Origin of the sequence: Flavivirga amylovorans (assembly GCF_030540875.1) — a bacterium.
GTDB classification, from domain to species: Bacteria; Bacteroidota; Bacteroidia; order Flavobacteriales; family Flavobacteriaceae; genus Flavivirga; species Flavivirga amylovorans.
Map to the genome: position 1 here is coordinate 577,739 of NZ_JAUOEM010000002.1, position 17,574 is coordinate 595,312.

Here is a 17,574-nt window from a genome sequence, read left to right on the forward strand (position 1 = left end):
GAGAGAGAAATCACATAATTAGAATAACAGAAATCAATAGGGTGTGATGTCTCAATCGTGTCTCATTCGACATGGTCTCAAGGTTAATTTCGTATTATGAATGACTTCAGTGATTAATGATTAACTACAATTAGTTCTCGATACAATTCTGTAAAAAACAGAATCACTCGAAGTTGACAACATAGTTAATAACTTAATTTAGAACTCTATTGTCATTTCGACGCTAGGAGAAATCACATCCTAAAAAGTATTATATAGACGATGTGATATCTCAATCGTACCTCATTCGATATGACTTCAATATTGAATTTGTATTATAATAAAAATCAACATGTTAAATATATAATCTTATCTTCTCAATCATTTTAACAGCATGTTCATTATCAGGTTTTATACTTAGTACTTTATAGTAGTTTTTTAACGCTTCTGCATAATTTTTAATCATAAAACAAGCCTCTCCCAAACTATCATAGGTATTATATTTATAAGGAAAAATCTTAGTATTCAAATCAAAAATGTATAAGGCTTTTTTTGGTTGATTAGAACTTAAAAGCACATAGCCATAAGTGTTTAATTCTCTGCTTCCTTTTACAAATTCTGCGAGTTTGGGAATTAATTCCGATTCTTTTAGCTTTAAATCATCCAAAGTTTTAGAATTGAATAAGTCATTCATATAATTAGCTGCCCAATAATTTGATGAATAGTTGCTATTAGAAACAATCTTAAGAATATCCCGTTCTAAAGTTTCCTTGGGCGATTCTACAATTCGATTAACTTCTTTACCATCCTTATAAAAAATAAAGGTCGGTACACGATGTACGTTTAAGCCTTTTTCTTCATGATTCGGACTTTGTTTATAGGCTTCAGCAGTTCTATTAACAGCTATGACTTTTAATTGACTTTCTGGAAAATTTGCAGCATCTAAAACTTTATAAAACCTAGGAACTTCTCGCTTACTATCACCACACCAGGTTCCTAAAAAGACCTTGATTTCATAATTCTTTAATGAGGTTTTTAATAGCTTCACAACTTTTTTATTAACTAAGTAATCCTTATGATTTTTAGAAAACCAATTGTTAAAACTGTTTTTTGTTAATCCGTTTCTATTTATCTCGCCAAGTAAAAGCTCGTTTCCTTTTTTATCTAGAGACAGACTATTTAATGTTTGAGAAAATACAAAATGTAGATTAAGTAACAGGGTAAAAAGGATCATTGTTCGTTTCATGATTTAGATTGTTTAAAACCAAAAATAGACAGCTATAGCATGTAATTCCATAAAAACGGATAGCTTACTTAATTAATAATGCGAACGATTATAGTTTATTTACAAACAACATTTATGACGTTTGTAACTACAAAACTGATTTTTGTACTTATTTTTTGATAGTTATGGCTTTTCTGTTTACTTTCATTTAGTATAATGACTTTTGTAAAGAAACATACTTCGCAAATTTTAGTTCACATCCTATTTTGGATGCTGTTTGTGTTTGTATCACTGTTTTTATTTTCAGACTTTTATTGGAAAGAAAATCCATTTCTTCAATACCTAGCACTTCTAGTCTTCATTGTTTATGGAAACAATTTTTTATTGCTTCCCTTTTTTGTTAAGAAGAAAATGTACCTGCTTTACACACTTGTATTTGCTGCCATTTCATTTTTAGCAACACAGTTGTATTGTTATTCATTTGCCAAATGCGGATGTACCATTGTTAAATGCTTAAGTGACTATTTATGGCAATCGCTAGTACCATTAATTTTCTTTTCTTTTATATGGATACTATATCGCTTTATTGATAAAGAAAATGAGATTGAAGCTATTAAAAAGGAACACGTTGAAATGGAGTTGAAGTTTTTAAAGTCACAGATAAATCCACATGTGTTATTCAATAATCTGAATACGATTTATTCGTATTCATTAGAAAAACCAAACGAGGTTCCAGAGATGATTTTAATGCTGTCTGATAATCTTAAACACGTACTCTATGAAAGTAATTCCAAAACAATTTCTTTAGAAAAAGAAATTAAGTTTATAGATAATTATATGAAGTTCCAAGTGTTACGAACAGAAGGAACAAAGAAGGTTAGTTATAAAAAAGATATAGATTCTTATAGTCATAAAATAGCACCATTACTTTTAATAACCATTATAGAAAACGCTTTTAAACATAGTGTTTTAAATAGTATAATTTCTATTTCTATTGGTGTTGAAAAAGGTGTTTTAGAATGTGTTTGTGAAAATGATTACGATAAAGACAAAGTAAGTACAGACGATTTCAGGATTGGGTTACAAAATCTGGAGAAAAGGCTAGAGCTTATTTATAAAGATGCTTATGAGTTTAGAATCGATAAAGGTGAAAATTTTAAGGTGTATTTAAAACTTAAATTATAATAGAATAATGTTCGACCAGATAACTGAATAGATAAATGATGAATTGTGTTATTATAGAAGACGAAATACCTGCTCAAAAAATCTTAAAGAATTTTATAGGCAAAATACCAAGCCTTAATTTAGTTGAGACTTTTAAAGCAGCTATTGAAGCAAATACATTTTTAAATACGAATAAAATTGATGTTGTTTTTCTGGATATTAATTTGCCAGATATGTCTGGATTAGATTTTATAAAAACAGTTAAAAACCCACCAGCCATTATAATGACCACAGCATACCCAGAGTATGCGGTAAGCAGTTTTGAATTGCCAACTATTGTTGATTATTTGGTAAAACCTTTTTCTTTCGATCGGTTTTTAAAAGCCATTAATAAAGCTAAGGATAGAATAGAGTTGCCTGAAAACACATTAGAAGAAAATAATGATGATACCATTTTTTTAAATGTGGACAAGACACTACATAAACTTGTTTTAAGCAACATTTTATATATTGAATCAGATAGGAATTATATAACAATAGTGACTGAGACCCAAAAATTATCCTACGTAGATTCGTTAAAAAACTGGGCTGCTAAGCTTCCCAAAGATCAATTCATTCAAGTCCACAAATCGTACATCATCAACAGCAAATTTGTAGATAAGATTTCTGGTAACAGTATTTTTGTGAAAGCTAATAAAATATCTATTGGTAGAACCTATAAACAAGAATTACTGAAAGCATTAGGCGTGTAAATTTTGCATATCATCTCAAACCCTTCCAACTCTTTTCATCGGTATGAATTTGTAAGTTGTTATATTTACATGAGATAACAATTGCATTTATGAAGTTTAGAAAAGCTACAAAGAAAGACATTCCAATTATTGTAGAAATGCTTGCCGACGACGAACTTGGAAAAAAAAGAGAAAACTTCCAAATACCATTACCGTCCGAATACTTAGAGGCATTTACCAAGATTGAATCTGATGAAAACCAAGAGCTAATTGTTGTAGAAAATGAAACTTCCGAAATTATTGGAACGTTACAACTCACATTTATTCAATATCTAACCTATCGTGGCGGAATAAGAGCCCAAATTGAAGCCGTTCGAATTAAAAAAGACAAAAGAGGGTTGGGAATTGGAAAAACGATGTTCGAATGGGCTATTAACAGAGCAAAAGAACGAAAGGCGCATGTGTTACAATTGACCACTGATAAAAAAAGACCAAAAGCGATTAAGTTTTATAATGATTTAGGTTTTGTTCAATCTCATGAAGGTATGAAGATGCATTTTACTCAAAAAGAATTCTCTGAGGTTTAGACTCGGAGTTTCCGTTGAAATTGTCATTCCCGCAAAAACGGGAATCAAATTAATTATGATTTTAGTAGATATTAAAGAAAATTTCTAGAAACGTTATGCAGCATAAATCTAAACTACCCAATGTAGAAACTACTATTTTTTCAATTATGAGTAAGTTGTCTAACGATCATAACGCCATTAACTTGTCTCAGGGGTTTCCGAATTTTGAGAGTGACCAGAAATTAACCGATTTGGTTAGTAAAGCGATGAATTCTGGGTACAACCATTATGCGCCTATGGCTGGAAACTTAGAATTAAGAGAAGCCATTGCAAAAAAAATAGCATTATTATATAATACAGGTTATCATCCAGAAAATGAAATAACAATAACTGCTGGTGCTACTCAAGCCATTTTCACAATCATAACAACATTTATCAATCCCAATGATGAGGTTATAATTTTTAGACCGGCTTACGATAGTTACGAACCTGCTATAACGCTTAGTGGAGGCAAAGCAGTTTCAGTCCAATTAGAGGCGCCAGGTTTTGAAATAGATTGGAGTGATGTAAGAGCGAAGGTGAATAATCAAACGAAGATGATTATTATTAATACGCCACATAATCCTTCAGGGACTATATTATCAAAAGAAGACATGCTACAATTGGAAGACATCACCAGAAACACGAATATTATTGTGTTGAGTGATGAGGTTTATGAGCATATGATTTTTGATGAAGAAAAACACCAAAGCGCCTGTTTATTCCCCGATTTAAAATCACGAAGTTTTGTGGTCGCTTCCTTTTGCAAAACATTTCATAATACAGGATGGCGAATAGGCTATTGCTGTGCACCGAAAGCACTCATGGAAGAATTTATGAAAGTACATCAATTTAATGTGTTTTGTATTCATCATCCCACCCAAAAAGGAATTGCAGATTATATGAAGCAGCCCAGTCGTTATCTAGATTTACATACTTTTTATCAAAAGAAGAGAGATTTGTTTTTAGACCTTATTAAAGATTCTAGGTTTAAATTCACACCTTCAAAAGGTACCTATTTTCAAGTATTAGACTATTCAGAAATTACAAAAGAATATGATGTTGATTTTGCAAAGCGTTTAACGATTGAATCTGGGATTGCTTCCATTCCATTATCAGTTTTTAATAACAATAATTTAGATAATAAAGTACTTCGATTTTGCTTTGCTAAGACCGATGATACTTTAAGAAAAGCAGCAGATATATTAAATAGTATTTAAAAGATGAAACATCCATAACTAAAGGTTTGATACACAAGGACAATGGTTATATGGATGTTACGTGACAAATAAAAAACAATAGATATAGACACATGAAAGAGACCTTAAAAATAGCATTAATTCAATCTGATTTAGTTTGGGAAAACCCTAAGCAGAATCTTGAGAATTTTTCTAAAAAAATAGATCACATTTCTGAAACAGTAGATTTAATTGTGCTTCCGGAAATGTTTACAACTGGTTTTACTATGAATGCAAAGGATGTTGCAGAACCTATGAATGGAAAAACGGTTGAATGGATGCAATCTGTAGCATCAAAATTTAACACAGCCATAGTTGGTAGTTTTGTTGTTTTGGAAGAAAACAACTATCATAACCGATTGCTTTTTGTGGAGTCATCAGGAGCTATTCAATATTACGATAAACGACATACGTTTACTTTGGTTGGTGAAGATAAAATCTACACAGCAGGCGTTAAAAAACTAATTATTGATTATAAAGGATGGAAAATTTGTCCATTAGTTTGTTATGATTTACGCTTTCCAGTTTGGGCAAGAAATGTTGAGGATTACGATGTGTTGTTGTATGTTGCTAACTGGCCAAAACCTAGAATATCTGCATGGGATGCTTTATTAAAAGCACGTGCTATTGAGAATATGAGTTATTGCATTGGTGTAAACCGTGTTGGTGTAGATGGTGTTAATAGTGAATATTCAGGGCATTCTGCGGCGTATGATGTGTTAGGAAATATAATGACTTCGATAACGCCAAGTAAAGAAGAAACCCAGATCACCATTTTAGAAAAAAGACATGTTGAAGCTTACAGAAATAAACTTAAATTTTTAGATGATAGAGATCTGTTTATTTTGAAGTAAAATTAAGCGTTTCTGAGATCCCCCAATCTGCTCTAATTTCTATTTCTTTAAAATGACTAACACGTTCTGGTTGTATTATTTTAAGATAGCTTCCTGTGTCATGTTTTTTGTTACCATTAGCATCATGTATAACACGAATATTATAGATTTTAGGAGACAAATTTAAAAAATCGACAGGGTCTGAGTTTTCAACAAATTGTTCAAATTGAACGTCCCCATCTTTATTAGTTAATTGTATAACAACTGGATATTTGGCATTTACCAATGTAAAACGCACATAACCATATTCAGATGCTTTCTTTGTTTTAAGAGAATAACTTAAAGAGTCATTTTTATCATCAAAAAAATCTACAAAAGCTTCAGGAAGTATTTGCATATTATAGGCATTATCCTCTGTCTTATCAAAATTGAAAGCATACGTATTGGTGATCGTATCAAAGTCTGTAGTGAAAGCTATTTGAGTAGAATCTTTATCTATTAATGTGATTTTAGAGGTATCTATAGTAGAGAAAGGCGTACTACCAGAAATTTTAAATGATTCATCTTTGCGAATAATTCCAGATGGTGATGCTTCGATTACTAATGAGTCTCTTTTTTGCTCGCTAATTCTAACAATAAACTCCTCATCTTGAATGGTAGGATGTGTTACTTTAAAAAGTAACGAGTCAACTTCAAGACGGGGTTTGTACCAATAGTTAAGACTGTCTGTTTTTTGGTCTTTTGTAATGCGATATTCAAATTCTGGAGGTGTTTCAGATAGCATATTAATAGTCATACCTTTATAATCACCTTCATATCCAAAAGCAATTTTCTCACCAGATATTAAACGAGGTCTAGTGGCTTTAAAATCTAAATCTTCTGAAAACAATTTTAAAGTATAAATTGTATCAGAAGGAACTTCAATAAAATCTTGAAGAAATGCGATTTGATCGGTCTTTTGCTGAAATTTATTATCTCCATTATTATCTTTTAAAGCGACAAGCATATACTTCCCTTCTTTAATGTTATCGATAGAAAATGTTGTAAGACTATCTAATGTATTAGTAACATATCTAGGATTCTCTTTATAAACAATAGAATCGCTAAATGTAGAATCTACTTCATATAAAGCTACAGAAACAAAAGTTTCTGGCTCTGTTTTTACAGCGTCTACTATATTACCTTTTACACTAAGAGAATCTATATAGTCCCCAGTTGATAGTACGTATCTGTAATACGGGTATGGGTTTCCCTCGTTATTATCTGCTATACTATTTCCAAAGTTAAACGCATAAGTTGTATTGGGTTGTAGTGTATCATAAATTTTAATAGTAATATATTTACTTGCACCACCTAAAGGTGTAACCTCAGGTTGGGTATTCATAGGAGGAGAAATAATAAGCTGCTTTTGTAAATCTTTAATTTTAACGTATTCATCAAAGTAAACCTTTATTTCATTACCAGTAAAATTGGTAGAATAATTCTCTGGATTAGATTTAAGAATAACTGGAGGCGTTTCATCTTTTGGCCCTCCACCAGGAGTCCCTCGGTTAGCACAATTAATAAAAAGTACACTTAGAAAAACAACTAAAATAAAATTTGAAAGGGTTTTATTCATTACCAATTTTAAATTTTGCACAAACCTACATAATTTTGAAGATATAACGATGAATACCAATTTAACATTGCAATATCGTGACTAATTTATTTCTTTTTCATTAAGCTATTGCCATTGTTGCGATACTTATTTTTATGTTTTTTGCTTGGCTTAATACCGCAATACAAGCTTCTAGAGTAGCTCCGGTAGTAATAATATCGTCTACTAACAGGATATGTTTGTTCTCAATAGATTCAGAATTAATAAGTGTGAATAATTCATCGCTATTGTTCCAACGTGCCAATCGTTTTTTATCGACTTGAGATTTGGTATTCGTGATCTTTAAAAGTGCATCATCCTTGTAAGCTACTTTTAAAGCTTCGGCAATTTGTTGACCAAATTTTGAAACTTGGTTATATCCTCTTTTTTTTAGCTTCTTTTTATGAAGCGGCACGGGGATTACCATATCAATAGTCTTGTATGATTCTATGTTTTTTAGTTCACCACCTAACCAATCTCCAAGAAACAAACCAATGTTTTCATAACCTTTGTATTTTAGTCCGTGAATGAGTTGTTGTACAATTCCTTTTTTTTCAAACCGAAAAAGAGCCGTTCCATTTTCAACTTTAGCACGACCATATAAGACTTTAGTAACGGCATCGTCATTGTTAAAATGAAAATTTGTAATGGGTAAGCCATGCCTGCAATCAATACAGATTGTTTTTTCATTATCGCTCAATAAATTAAGACAGGCGTAGCATACCTTGGGAAAGAATAAGTTAACTATTGAGTTAATCATTTATCGTTAATAAGAATGTATGTAAACTTAAATAAAAAATAACAATTAAAATTTCTATTTTACAAGGGACTTAGTAACTATCCTCTAAAACATTAATAAGTTAAATATAGTATACTTTTTCATTCATGAATTCATAGTTAATACAACCTAAAACTTATGATAAGCTCCAATATTTAAAGCGGCTTGTTTAGCTACGTTGTTTCCAAAAAAAGCGCCGCCAAAACCAGCTGTTAGTCCAAATTTGTTTGTGATTTCTCCAATACCTTTAAAACCGTAAGCACCATAATCTTGGTCGTTTACATACAGACCATTAAAAGTGTTTTCTACTGGTAGCTCAATGTTTCCGTTTTCTAAGGATTTTACAATATCTACAAAACCAATTAACCAAATATGTCTGGTAATTTTGCGTCCTACTTCTCCACCAATTTTAAAGTTAGAGCTGTAATTATTGGTTCTAATATTGGCTCCAATAAAACCTTGAATATAGTTTCTTTTAAAGCTTTTTCCTGCTAAAAAAAGTGGTGTAAATGTAAATGCATCGTAACCAGTTCTAATTCCAGAAGTTGTATCATAAGAACCTGTATTTGCTTCAATAGAAAATTGCCCAGAAAGAACCCAATCTTTTTTATAAAAATTATGTTTTATACCAATTTCTAGATTTCCTAGTGCTGTTTTATTAAAATCTTTAGAGCAATCCGAAGTACAATTAGTCAGAAGGTTTTCAAAATCGTTAATTGAGATTAACTTTAAAGGGAGGTTTAAAACCAGACTAGTTTTATCTGAAAACGCATATTCTCCATAAAATTGAATGGTATTATCTGAAATTTTCCCAGAAATAGTATAATCAGGATCGCCAAAAAAAGTATCGTAATTTGGTATAGTAGTAAATGTAAGTTGCGTGTATAATTTACCTTTTTCTTGTGTCCAAGGACTTTGCGAAAATGCAGAAACACCAATAAGCAAGAATAAAATTTTAATATGACCTTTCAAGAGTTTTATTTTTTATGAGGTTTTAGTTGTAAAAACTTATAAAAACTAACAAATAATTGATTGTAACTTACAACTAGCAATAAACCATTTTAATTCAATAAAATCTAATCGTATAAAAAATACTTTAAATTTTGTTTTTTTTAGAAAACAACTCCCTTTGTTTCAAGCGGTTTTTTATTTTTGCAGAATGGCAAATCAAGACGATCAATTTAAGAAGGTTATTTCGCATGCGAAAGAGTATGGATATGTATTTCAAAGTAGTGAAATATATGACGGATTAAGTGCGGTATACGACTATGCGCAAAATGGTGCAGAGTTAAAGAAAAACATACGTGATTACTGGTGGAAAGCGATGGTGCAAATGAATGAAAATATTGTAGGTATAGATGCGGCTATTTTTATGCATCCAACCACATGGAAAGCGTCTGGACATGTTGATGCGTTCAATGATCCACTAATTGATAATAAAGACTCTAAAAAAAGATATCGCGCTGATGTTTTAATTGAAGACTATTGTGCTAAAATTGAATCTAAGATAGACAAAGAGGTTGCAAAAGCAAAGAAACGTTTTGGAGACGCCTTCAATAAAGAAGAATTTGTTTCTACAAACGGACGTGTTGTAGGCTATCAGGAAAAAATAAACACAACGCTTTCCCGAATGGCAAAATCTCTTGAAAGTGAAGATCTGGCAGATGTTAAAGCGCTTATTGAAGAATTAGGAATAGCAGACCCATTAACGGGAAGTAAAAACTGGACAGATGTTAAGCAGTTTAACCTCATGTTCGGTACTAAACTAGGTGCTTCTGCAGAGTCTGCAATGGATTTATATTTACGCCCAGAAACAGCACAAGGTATTTTTGTAAACTTTTTAAACGTTCAGAAAACGGGACGTATGAAGATTCCATTCGGAATTGCACAAACAGGAAAAGCGTTTAGAAATGAAATTGTTGCAAGACAATTTATTTTTAGAATGCGTGAGTTTGAACAAATGGAAATGCAGTTTTTTATAAAACCTGGGACTCAAAAAGAATGGTACGAGCATTGGAAAGAGCATAGAATGAAATGGCATTTGTCTTTAGGAATGGGAGCTGATAATTATCGTTTTCATGACCATGAGAAATTAGCACATTATGCGGATGCTGCTTCCGATATTGAGTTTAAATTCCCATTTGGTTTTAAAGAATTAGAAGGAATTCATTCACGTACAGATTTCGATCTAAAAGCGCACGAAGAACATTCAGGAAAGAAATTACAATATTTCGATCACGAAGATAATGCGAGTTACACACCATACGTTTTAGAAACATCTATTGGTTTAGATAGAATGTTTTTAGCCGTATTTTCTAATTCGTTACAAGAAGAAGCATTAGAAAATGGAACAACACGTACTGTTTTAAAATTACCAAGTGTTTTAGCGCCAGTAAAAGCGGCTATTTTACCATTGGTTAAAAAAGATGGCTTGCCTGAGGTGGCCCGTAAAATTGTAGACGAATTAAAATGGGATTTTAATGTGATTTATGACGAAAAAGATGCTGTTGGAAGACGTTATAGAAGGCAAGATGCTAACGGAACACCGTTTTGTATCACTGTAGATCATGATACTTTAGAAGATAATACGGTTACCATTCGACGTAGAGATACTATGGAGCAACAACGTGTTAAAATTGAAGATTTAAGAGAGATCATTAAAAAAGAAGTAGATGTACGTTCTTGGTTAATGAAGATGTAAGAAATAAATCAATTCCTTAGAAGAAAAGGCCTCTTACAAAAGAAAGATAGGTCTAAAAAGAGATGTGTTTTGTCATCAGAGTACTTCGGCTGAGCTAAGCATAAACCAAAGGCGAAGAATCTTATTTATCAGTAAATTAAAATTTTAAGAGATTCTTCATTACATTCAGAATGACACTTTTTAGACCTATTTATATATAAAGTTTGTTAAAACCTATAACCTAAAGAAGCGGCTATTCTAGGGACAAGTTCTGTGCCAATATCATCGTTAGATTGTGATAAGTTTCGACCTAAACCACCCAGAAACTCGAAAGCAAATCCTTTTTTGCTTACAAATTTACCTCCTAAAGAGATCCCTAGAGCAACGTTATTTGAAGTGCCATCTCTAAAGACATCTTGACCAATACTACCATCGTAATAACCATCAAAATCTTTTTGAACATTATACATCCCAAAAGCTTCTAGGAAAAATCCCCAAGCATACTTATTGGAAAAATAATGTCTGTAAAAAGGAGTCAATGCAAATTCTTCATTGTAAATAGGACCATTATCATCATCAAATGATCTGTCATCAGAGTCATGTAAATTAAAAAAAACAGATACACCTATAGAAGATTCTGAATCGATTAAATACTCATAAGAGAAATCAATAGATTTAAAAATAATAGCATTAAATGCATTTAGTTTTATTTCATGAGATTTTATATTTTCTTCTTCTTGAGAAAAGGAAAAGTATGACACTAGGAGTAATAATAAACAAAGTACTTTTTTCATAATTTAGATTTAAGATTAAATATGGCTTATAATCAATAACTGTACCATCTAAAAGATGAAGTGTTAATAAAAAGGTTGCTTAAGAAAAGCGCTTATTTTTTATGAAGGAAAAGGAGTGAGTACAAACCTTTTAGTTATTATTCATTAAATTTTTATTTGTCTGTTAATTTGTTGATCTAAAGAAATGATAGATTCTGTTCTTAAAACGCCTACTATGGTTTGAATTTTATTATTTAATAATAGCATTAAATGATTGTTATTGTAAGCCAGCATTTTGATAAAAATATTCCAATCGCCAGTTGTGTAATGGCATTCTAAAACCTCTGGAACTTTTTTTAAAGCTCTAATAACATCTTCTGTATTTACAGCCTTCTCAAGATAAATACCAACAAAAGTCATGGTTGTATAGCCCAAAACTTTTGGATCTATAATGAATTGTGAACCAGAAATAAGTTTAGATTTTTCTAATTTTCGTAAACGTTGATGGATAGCAGCGCCAGAAATACCAACATTACGAGCTATTTCTAAAATAGGTATTCTTGCATCTTCTGTTAATGCGCGCAGTATTTTTTTATCAATCCCATCTATTATTATAGGCTTGTTTTTAGACTTCATTAGTTGAATTTTAAAACATAAAAATAACTATTTGATTTCAAATTGAAACTGTTTTATGTAAAAGGTTACTCATTAAGCCATGTTTTATAACCTCTATTAAATGAAAAATATATTCAATTCGTTTTGCCCCATCGAATGCAGTCGAGAGGGTTTTAAACTAATTATTTAATGGATTGTAACCTAAATAAGGAACCTCTTTTTCATGAAAAGTTACACCAAAAGTTTCCAGTTCTTTTAAAATAGGTTCGTAAACTTCTTTTGTAATAGGGATTTGAACACCAGGGGAGGTGATTTTTTTATTCAGAATAGCCAGAGTAGCCATGGCAACAGGTAAGCCGACGGTTTTTGCCATAGCTGTATAAGTTTGATCTTCACCTAAAACGACCATATTAGCGTCTATTTGATATTTTTCCCCATCTTTCTCGTAACCGAATTTATGATACATGACAATCATATCCTTATCATCCGAATCAAGCGTCCAACTGTCCATGAGTATTTTTTGAAGTATTTGAGCAGGAGTAGCTTTTTGAAGTCCTACTTTCTTTTCAGGATTAAAGATATCAAGCTCTATAAGTTTGTCCCATACAATATCATCCTGATCAATCTTAAGCGCATGTCTTAGCTTCAATTCTACAGAATCAAAAGGGCTATAGGTTAAAAAGGCATTGATAAAATCACGATAACTCATGTTTTCACTATCGTCTATCGTATAACTATCATCCGTCATTCCTAATATGACAAAAATATTCCACGCACGACTAAAACCAACACGCCTTATAGTGCCTCTATATAATGTTTTAACATTATCAAGACCATAAATGCTTTGATATTTTAAAGAATCTCTATTGGCATAAACTTCAAAACGACCATAATTATCAATATCCAGAAACTCAGTGCGCCTAAATAAACGGTGATAAGGGATATATTTATAAGTGCCTTCCTGTAAAAATTTAGCCGTCCCGCCTTGCCCAGCAGTAACTACGTTCCTTGGGTTCCAGGTGAATTTATAATTCCATAAGTTATTATCACTTTCGGGAGCTACTAAACCACCCGTAAATGATTCAAACAAAATTATTTTTCCACCCTTGTTACGTATACGATCTAAAACTTGCATCGCGCTCATGTGATCTATACCTGGATCTACACCAATTTCATTCATAAGTACAAGCCCTTTGGCTTTGGCATCGTCATCTAAAGCTTGCATTTCTGGACTTACGTAAGAAGCTGTTACCATATGCTTTCCTAGTAAAACACAATCTTTGGCAACTTCTATATGAAAACGAGCAGGTAGCATGGATACTACAATATCTGCATTTTTTATAGCATCAGTACGAGATGCTTCATCGAAAATATCCAATAATATAGCTTTCGCATTTTTATGATTATCAATCAGTTTTTTAGCAGCATTAATGTTTAAATCGCCAACGGTAATGAAAAGATTTTCAGAAGTCGATTTATCTAATAAATATTTTAGAAGACTGGAAGCCGATTTTCCTGAGCCAATGACTAAAATTTTTCGCATAATAAGAATAGTTAACTTAGTTTTGTAAAAACGAATTTAATAAATACATTAGGTTTTAATAGTCTTAACGAAACACATATTATGAACAAAAAAATAGTAATAACGGCTTCCTTTTTTGGTTTATTAGCTGTTGTTTTTGGCGCATTTGGAGCCCATGCGTTAAAAGAATTAATTACAGTTGAAGCAAAACAAACTTTTGAGACAGGTGTGAGATATCAGATGTATCATGCTATTTTACTACTATTTGTAGGAAGTACTACATATATTCAACAAAAGACGAAGAACGTTTTATACTATTTAATTGTATTGGGAATCATTTTATTCTCAGGATCTATTTATGGATTAGCAACAAATTTGTTAACAACTTTTGATTTCAAAACGATCGGTTTTATAACTCCAATAGGTGGAATGCTCCTAATTTTAGCATGGGGCGTTATGATTGCGAATTTCTTAAAAATTGAATCTAAAAACGATAATCAATAACGGATAATTTAAAATAATTGTTTTAGTTTTGCACAATAAATAATTTTACAACAAATTATGATAAACGATAATCAAGTTACGAAAACGATTTCGCTGGAAGCATATGGAATTAAAAATGCCAATGTACAGTATCAACTTTCACCAGAACAACTTCATAAAATTACGATTGAAAAGGGCTTAGGTTATGAAGCATCGTCAGGAGCTTTAGCAGTTAATACAGGTGAGTTTACTGGGCGCTCTCCAAAAGATCGATTTATTGTTAAAGATGATATAACAAAAGATCGAGTTTGGTGGGGTGATATTAATATTCCGTTTGATGCAGACAAATTTGATATATTATATAATAAGGTTGTTAATTATTTATCTAATAAAGAAATTTTTGTAAGAGATAGTTATGCTTGTGCAGATGAAGATTATAAGTTGAATATTCGCGTGATTAACGAATACCCTTGGAGCAATCAATTTGCTTACAATATGTTTTTAAGACCAACAGAAGAAGAGTTAACAGGCTTTGATCCAGAATGGACAGTGGTTAACGCTCCAGGTTTTATGGCGAATCCGGAAGAGGATGGAACACGTCAACATAATTTTGCTATTTTAAATTTTTCTAAAAAAATAGCATTAATTGGAGGTACAGGATATACTGGAGAGATTAAAAAAGGTATTTTTTCAGCTCTTAATTTTATACTTCCAGTATTTAAAAACACATTACCAATGCATTGTAGCGCAAATGTAGGTAAGGAAGGTGATACGGCTATTTTCTTTGGATTGTCCGGTACAGGAAAAACAACGTTATCAACAGATCCAAATAGAAGTTTAATTGGAGATGACGAGCATGGTTGGACTGCAGGAAATTCAGTGTTTAATTTTGAAGGTGGATGCTATGCTAAGGTTATTAATCTTTCTAGAGATAATGAACCAGAAATATACGATGCCATTAAAAAGGGAGCTATTCTGGAAAATGTTATTTTAGATGCAGATGGTCACGTAAATTTTGAAGATACGTCAATTACTCAAAATACAAGAGTTAGTTATCCAATCGAACATATTGAAAATATTCAAATACCTTCAACTGGTGAGAATCCAAAAAATATTTTCTTTTTAACAGCTGATGCCTTTGGGGTATTGCCTCCAATATCTAAATTAACACCTAGTCAAGCGGCCTACCATTTTATTTCTGGATATACAGCAAAAGTAGCTGGAACAGAAGCTGGGGTTAAAGAACCACAGCCATCTTTTTCGGCCTGTTTTGGTGCGCCTTTTATGCCTTTGCACCCAGCTAAATATGCCGAAATGTTAAGCGAAAAAATGATACAGTCTGGGGTTAATGTGTGGTTGGTAAATACAGGTTGGACTGGTGGTCCTTACGGTATTGGTACAAGAATGAAATTAAAGTATACGCGTGCTATGATTAACGCTGTATTAAATGGTGATTTAGGTTTATATAACTATGATGATTACCATATCCATTCGGTTTTTGGTGTTGCACAACCTAGAGAATGCCCTGGAGTGCCAACGAGTGTTTTAAGCCCTAGGGCGACTTGGAACGATGATGAAAATTATTATAAAACAGCATTTAAATTAACCAATGCGTTTCGTGAGAATTTCAAAAAATTTGAAGCACATTGTAATGAGGAAATCAGACGTGGCGGTCCGCAACGTTATGCCTTTTAAATATAAAGAAGTAGTTAAATAAAAAAAGAGGGCGTCTAAAAAGTTTTTTCAAGTCCTTGAGAATTGCGTATTTGAAAAATCTCTCCGATACCTATCCGAATAAAAAAGAGGCTGTCTTGACTTTTTAGACAGCCTCTTTTCTCTATAAGAATTTTAAGTTTATTTTCCTTTATTAACTTTATCAATATACTTCTGTAAAGCCATTGTCATTGATGGTGTTTCTGGTGTTGGTGCAGCAATATCTACTCGCAACCCTTTTTCTTCTACAGCTTTTATTGTTGTATTTCCAAAAACAGCAATTCGTGTATCGTTTTGCTTAAAATCTGGAAAATTATGAAATAAAGATTCTATTCCAGAAGGACTGAAAAAGACTAAAACATCATAATATACATTCGCTAAATCAGACAGATCACTAACCACAGTTTTGTAAAAAGTAGCTTGTTTCCAATTAACACCTAAAGCATCTAAAGTTTCAGGCACAGCTGGTTTTACCTTATCTGTATTAGGTAACAAGAAGGTTTCTTCTTTATATTTTTTAATTAATGGGGATAATTCAGCAAACGTACGTTTACCAACATAAATTTTACGTTTTCTGTATACCACATATTTTTGTAGATAAAAAGCAACAGCTTCAGACTGACAGAAATACTTCATGGAGTCAGGAACTTTGAATCGCATTTCTTCAGCAATTCTAAAAAAATGATCAACAGCATTTCTACTTGTTAAAATAATAGCTGTGTAATTATTTAAATCTACCTTTTGATGTCTAATTTCTTTGGCAGATACACCTTCAACATGAATAAAAGGTCTGAAATCTATTTTTACCTTTTGCTTTTCTTGTAAATCAAAGTAGGGTGAGTTCTCTATTTTGGGTTCTGGTTGAGATACTAGAATTGTTTTTACTTTCATACGGGTAAGTAGTTTGTTCTCTATTATTTGGTAATAAACACCTTATACAAAATGACGTAAGGTGAGATTTCGAGAGTGCAAAGATACAAAATAAAATAAAAATAATTGTGTTTTATTAAACTTTGATGTGTTTTAAAAGAAGTTATTAGCCCAATAATATTAACAATTAGCAATAAAATAATTACGAAATAGATAATTGGTAAAGAGGGGTTAAAACTAAATAGTAGAAAAGCGTTTATAGGAAGTAATAATACACCTAAGAAATTTTTATAGCTAATTTTTTGAAAAAGATATTGATCTATTAACTTATCAATTCCAAAAAGACTCCCAATAAGTCGTTCAATAAGAACCTTTATCAAGATAAAAACAGCAATACCAAAAGATAGTTTAAACATTAAATCTATTGAAAGCGATTTGCTGTTAGTTATATTTTGGTAAGCGATGAAGCTAAAAACAGATAATGAAAGAATTAAGTTGCCAAATAATAAGGCATCAAATTTGTCAAGAAATTTTTGTTCTCTAGAATAAATCTTTAAGTATTTGTAATTTCCTAAAACAAATATAAAGTCATCAAAACGTTTTGGGGATACTAATTTTGCCACAGCGACAACAACTAGTCCTGTGACTAATAAAATGGTATATAATTCATTTGATACAATATCCCGAAGCATGGTATAAAATTATCATAATTATTAATAATAGACTTAT

Annotated in this window: 17 protein-coding genes; 8 read left to right on the plus strand and 9 right to left on the minus strand. The window is 31.6% G+C overall.

From position 1 onward, the window contains the following. Nucleotides 1-334: 334 nt before the first annotated feature. On the minus strand, nt 335-1,225 hold the full coding sequence (locus tag Q4Q39_RS07785; protein ID WP_303281842.1) for a thioredoxin family protein: 891 nt from the start codon (nt 1,223-1,225) through the stop codon (nt 335-337). A 195-nt stretch (nt 1,226-1,420) separates the two neighbouring features. Here Q4Q39_RS07785 and Q4Q39_RS07790 point away from each other — a divergent pair, with 195 nt between their 5' ends. The 5 genes from Q4Q39_RS07790 to Q4Q39_RS07810 all read left to right on the plus strand — a co-directional run bounded on the left by Q4Q39_RS07790 (nt 1,421) and on the right by Q4Q39_RS07810 (nt 5,796). Next, complete coding sequence (locus Q4Q39_RS07790; RefSeq protein WP_303281843.1) at nt 1,421-2,389, plus strand: sensor histidine kinase; 969 nt, start codon at nt 1,421-1,423, stop codon at nt 2,387-2,389. Nucleotides 2,390-2,424: 35 nt separating this feature from the next. Further along, nucleotides 2,425-3,120, plus strand: a complete 696-nt coding sequence (locus Q4Q39_RS07795) for a LytR/AlgR family response regulator transcription factor (protein ID WP_303281844.1) — start codon at nt 2,425-2,427, stop codon at nt 3,118-3,120. An 89-nt stretch (nt 3,121-3,209) separates the two neighbouring features. Further along, entirely contained in the window at nt 3,210-3,686 is a 477-nt protein-coding gene (locus tag Q4Q39_RS07800; protein ID WP_303281845.1) for a GNAT family N-acetyltransferase, read from the plus strand. A gap of 95 nt (nt 3,687-3,781) precedes the next feature. After that, on the plus strand, nt 3,782-4,924 hold the full coding sequence (locus Q4Q39_RS07805) for a methionine aminotransferase (protein ID WP_303281846.1): 1,143 nt from the start codon (nt 3,782-3,784) through the stop codon (nt 4,922-4,924). Between the two features lie 92 nt (nt 4,925-5,016). Beyond that, a complete protein-coding gene (locus Q4Q39_RS07810) occupies nt 5,017-5,796 on the plus strand; it encodes an amidohydrolase (protein WP_303281847.1) in 780 nt (259 codons plus the stop codon). On the opposite strand, the gene Q4Q39_RS07815 is transcribed toward Q4Q39_RS07810, so the two are convergent. The 3 genes from Q4Q39_RS07815 to Q4Q39_RS07825 form a co-directional block, all read right to left on the minus strand. After that, nucleotides 5,783-7,393 carry an Ig-like domain-containing domain gene (locus Q4Q39_RS07815; RefSeq protein ID WP_303281848.1) on the minus strand — a complete coding sequence of 537 codons (1,611 nt, stop codon included), beginning with the start codon at nt 7,391-7,393 and terminating at the stop codon, nt 5,783-5,785. The two genes, Q4Q39_RS07810 and Q4Q39_RS07815, sit on opposite strands and share 14 nt — an antisense overlap. 100 nt (nt 7,394-7,493) lie before the next feature. Beyond that, complete coding sequence (locus Q4Q39_RS07820; RefSeq protein ID WP_303281849.1) at nt 7,494-8,171, minus strand: ComF family protein; 678 nt, start codon at nt 8,169-8,171, stop codon at nt 7,494-7,496. A gap of 147 nt (nt 8,172-8,318) precedes the next feature. Beyond that, a complete protein-coding gene (locus Q4Q39_RS07825) occupies nt 8,319-9,161 on the minus strand; it encodes a hypothetical protein (RefSeq protein WP_303281850.1) in 843 nt (280 codons plus the stop codon). Between the two features lie 187 nt (nt 9,162-9,348). Between Q4Q39_RS07825 and Q4Q39_RS07830 the strand changes: the two genes are divergently transcribed. Next, nucleotides 9,349-10,890 (plus strand): glycine--tRNA ligase, encoded by a 1,542-nt coding sequence (locus Q4Q39_RS07830; RefSeq protein ID WP_303281851.1) that lies wholly within the window; start codon nt 9,349-9,351, stop codon nt 10,888-10,890. 206 nt (nt 10,891-11,096) lie between these two features. Here the strand turns inward: Q4Q39_RS07830 and Q4Q39_RS07835 are convergent, their stop codons facing one another. The 3 genes from Q4Q39_RS07835 to Q4Q39_RS07845 all read right to left on the minus strand — a co-directional run bounded on the left by Q4Q39_RS07835 (nt 11,097) and on the right by Q4Q39_RS07845 (nt 13,800). Then, on the minus strand, nt 11,097-11,663 hold the full coding sequence (locus Q4Q39_RS07835; RefSeq protein WP_303281852.1) for a DUF3575 domain-containing protein: 567 nt from the start codon (nt 11,661-11,663) through the stop codon (nt 11,097-11,099). A gap of 144 nt (nt 11,664-11,807) precedes the next feature. Continuing rightward, nucleotides 11,808-12,278 carry an Lrp/AsnC ligand binding domain-containing protein gene (locus Q4Q39_RS07840; RefSeq protein WP_303281853.1) on the minus strand — a complete coding sequence of 157 codons (471 nt, stop codon included), beginning with the start codon at nt 12,276-12,278 and terminating at the stop codon, nt 11,808-11,810. 157 nt (nt 12,279-12,435) lie between these two features. Beyond that, the gene (locus Q4Q39_RS07845) at nt 12,436-13,800 is read right to left on the minus strand and encodes a saccharopine dehydrogenase family protein (RefSeq protein ID WP_303281854.1); all 1,365 of its coding nucleotides are present in this window, start codon (nt 13,798-13,800) and stop codon (nt 12,436-12,438) included. 81 nt (nt 13,801-13,881) lie between these two features. Between Q4Q39_RS07845 and Q4Q39_RS07850 the strand changes: the two genes are divergently transcribed. Continuing rightward, nucleotides 13,882-14,283, plus strand: a complete 402-nt coding sequence (locus tag Q4Q39_RS07850; RefSeq protein ID WP_303281855.1) for a DUF423 domain-containing protein — start codon at nt 13,882-13,884, stop codon at nt 14,281-14,283. A 57-nt stretch (nt 14,284-14,340) separates the two neighbouring features. Next, nucleotides 14,341-15,957, plus strand: coding sequence for a phosphoenolpyruvate carboxykinase (ATP) (pckA, locus tag Q4Q39_RS07855; RefSeq protein WP_303281856.1), 1,617 nt, complete (start codon nt 14,341-14,343; stop codon nt 15,955-15,957). Nucleotides 15,958-16,116: 159 nt separating this feature from the next. Here the strand turns inward: pckA and Q4Q39_RS07860 are convergent, their stop codons facing one another. Beyond that, complete coding sequence (locus tag Q4Q39_RS07860) at nt 16,117-16,866, minus strand: uroporphyrinogen-III synthase (RefSeq protein ID WP_303281857.1); 750 nt, start codon at nt 16,864-16,866, stop codon at nt 16,117-16,119. Between the two features lie 23 nt (nt 16,867-16,889). Then, complete coding sequence (locus Q4Q39_RS07865) at nt 16,890-17,537, minus strand: DUF4271 domain-containing protein (RefSeq protein ID WP_303281858.1); 648 nt, start codon at nt 17,535-17,537, stop codon at nt 16,890-16,892. Between the last annotated feature and the right edge of the window lie 37 nt (nt 17,538-17,574).

Bases quoted from the DNA above. Each gene is read 5' to 3' on its own strand.
- Q4Q39_RS07845 (WP_303281854.1), bottom strand. From the start codon at position 13,800: ATGCGAAAAATTTTAGTCATTGGCTCAGGAAAATCGGCTTCCAGTCTT.
- Q4Q39_RS07865 (WP_303281858.1), bottom strand. From the start codon at position 17,537: ATGCTTCGGGATATTGTATCAAATGAATTATATACCATTTTATTAGTC.
- Q4Q39_RS07820 (WP_303281849.1), bottom strand. From the start codon at position 8,171: ATGATTAACTCAATAGTTAACTTATTCTTTCCCAAGGTATGCTACGCC.
- Q4Q39_RS07850 (WP_303281855.1), top strand. From the start codon at position 13,882: ATGAACAAAAAAATAGTAATAACGGCTTCCTTTTTTGGTTTATTAGCT.
- pckA (WP_303281856.1), top strand. From the start codon at position 14,341: ATGATAAACGATAATCAAGTTACGAAAACGATTTCGCTGGAAGCATAT.
- Q4Q39_RS07835 (WP_303281852.1), bottom strand. From the start codon at position 11,663: ATGAAAAAAGTACTTTGTTTATTATTACTCCTAGTGTCATACTTTTCC.
- Q4Q39_RS07815 (WP_303281848.1), bottom strand. From the start codon at position 7,393: ATGAATAAAACCCTTTCAAATTTTATTTTAGTTGTTTTTCTAAGTGTA.
- Q4Q39_RS07790 (WP_303281843.1), top strand. From the start codon at position 1,421: ATGACTTTTGTAAAGAAACATACTTCGCAAATTTTAGTTCACATCCTA.
- Q4Q39_RS07830 (WP_303281851.1), top strand. From the start codon at position 9,349: ATGGCAAATCAAGACGATCAATTTAAGAAGGTTATTTCGCATGCGAAA.
- Q4Q39_RS07810 (WP_303281847.1), top strand. From the start codon at position 5,017: ATGAAAGAGACCTTAAAAATAGCATTAATTCAATCTGATTTAGTTTGG.
- Q4Q39_RS07785 (WP_303281842.1), bottom strand. From the start codon at position 1,225: ATGAAACGAACAATGATCCTTTTTACCCTGTTACTTAATCTACATTTT.
- Q4Q39_RS07800 (WP_303281845.1), top strand. From the start codon at position 3,210: ATGAAGTTTAGAAAAGCTACAAAGAAAGACATTCCAATTATTGTAGAA.
- Q4Q39_RS07805 (WP_303281846.1), top strand. From the start codon at position 3,782: ATGCAGCATAAATCTAAACTACCCAATGTAGAAACTACTATTTTTTCA.
- Q4Q39_RS07795 (WP_303281844.1), top strand. From the start codon at position 2,425: ATGATGAATTGTGTTATTATAGAAGACGAAATACCTGCTCAAAAAATC.
- Q4Q39_RS07840 (WP_303281853.1), bottom strand. From the start codon at position 12,278: ATGAAGTCTAAAAACAAGCCTATAATAATAGATGGGATTGATAAAAAA.
- Q4Q39_RS07860 (WP_303281857.1), bottom strand. From the start codon at position 16,866: ATGAAAGTAAAAACAATTCTAGTATCTCAACCAGAACCCAAAATAGAG.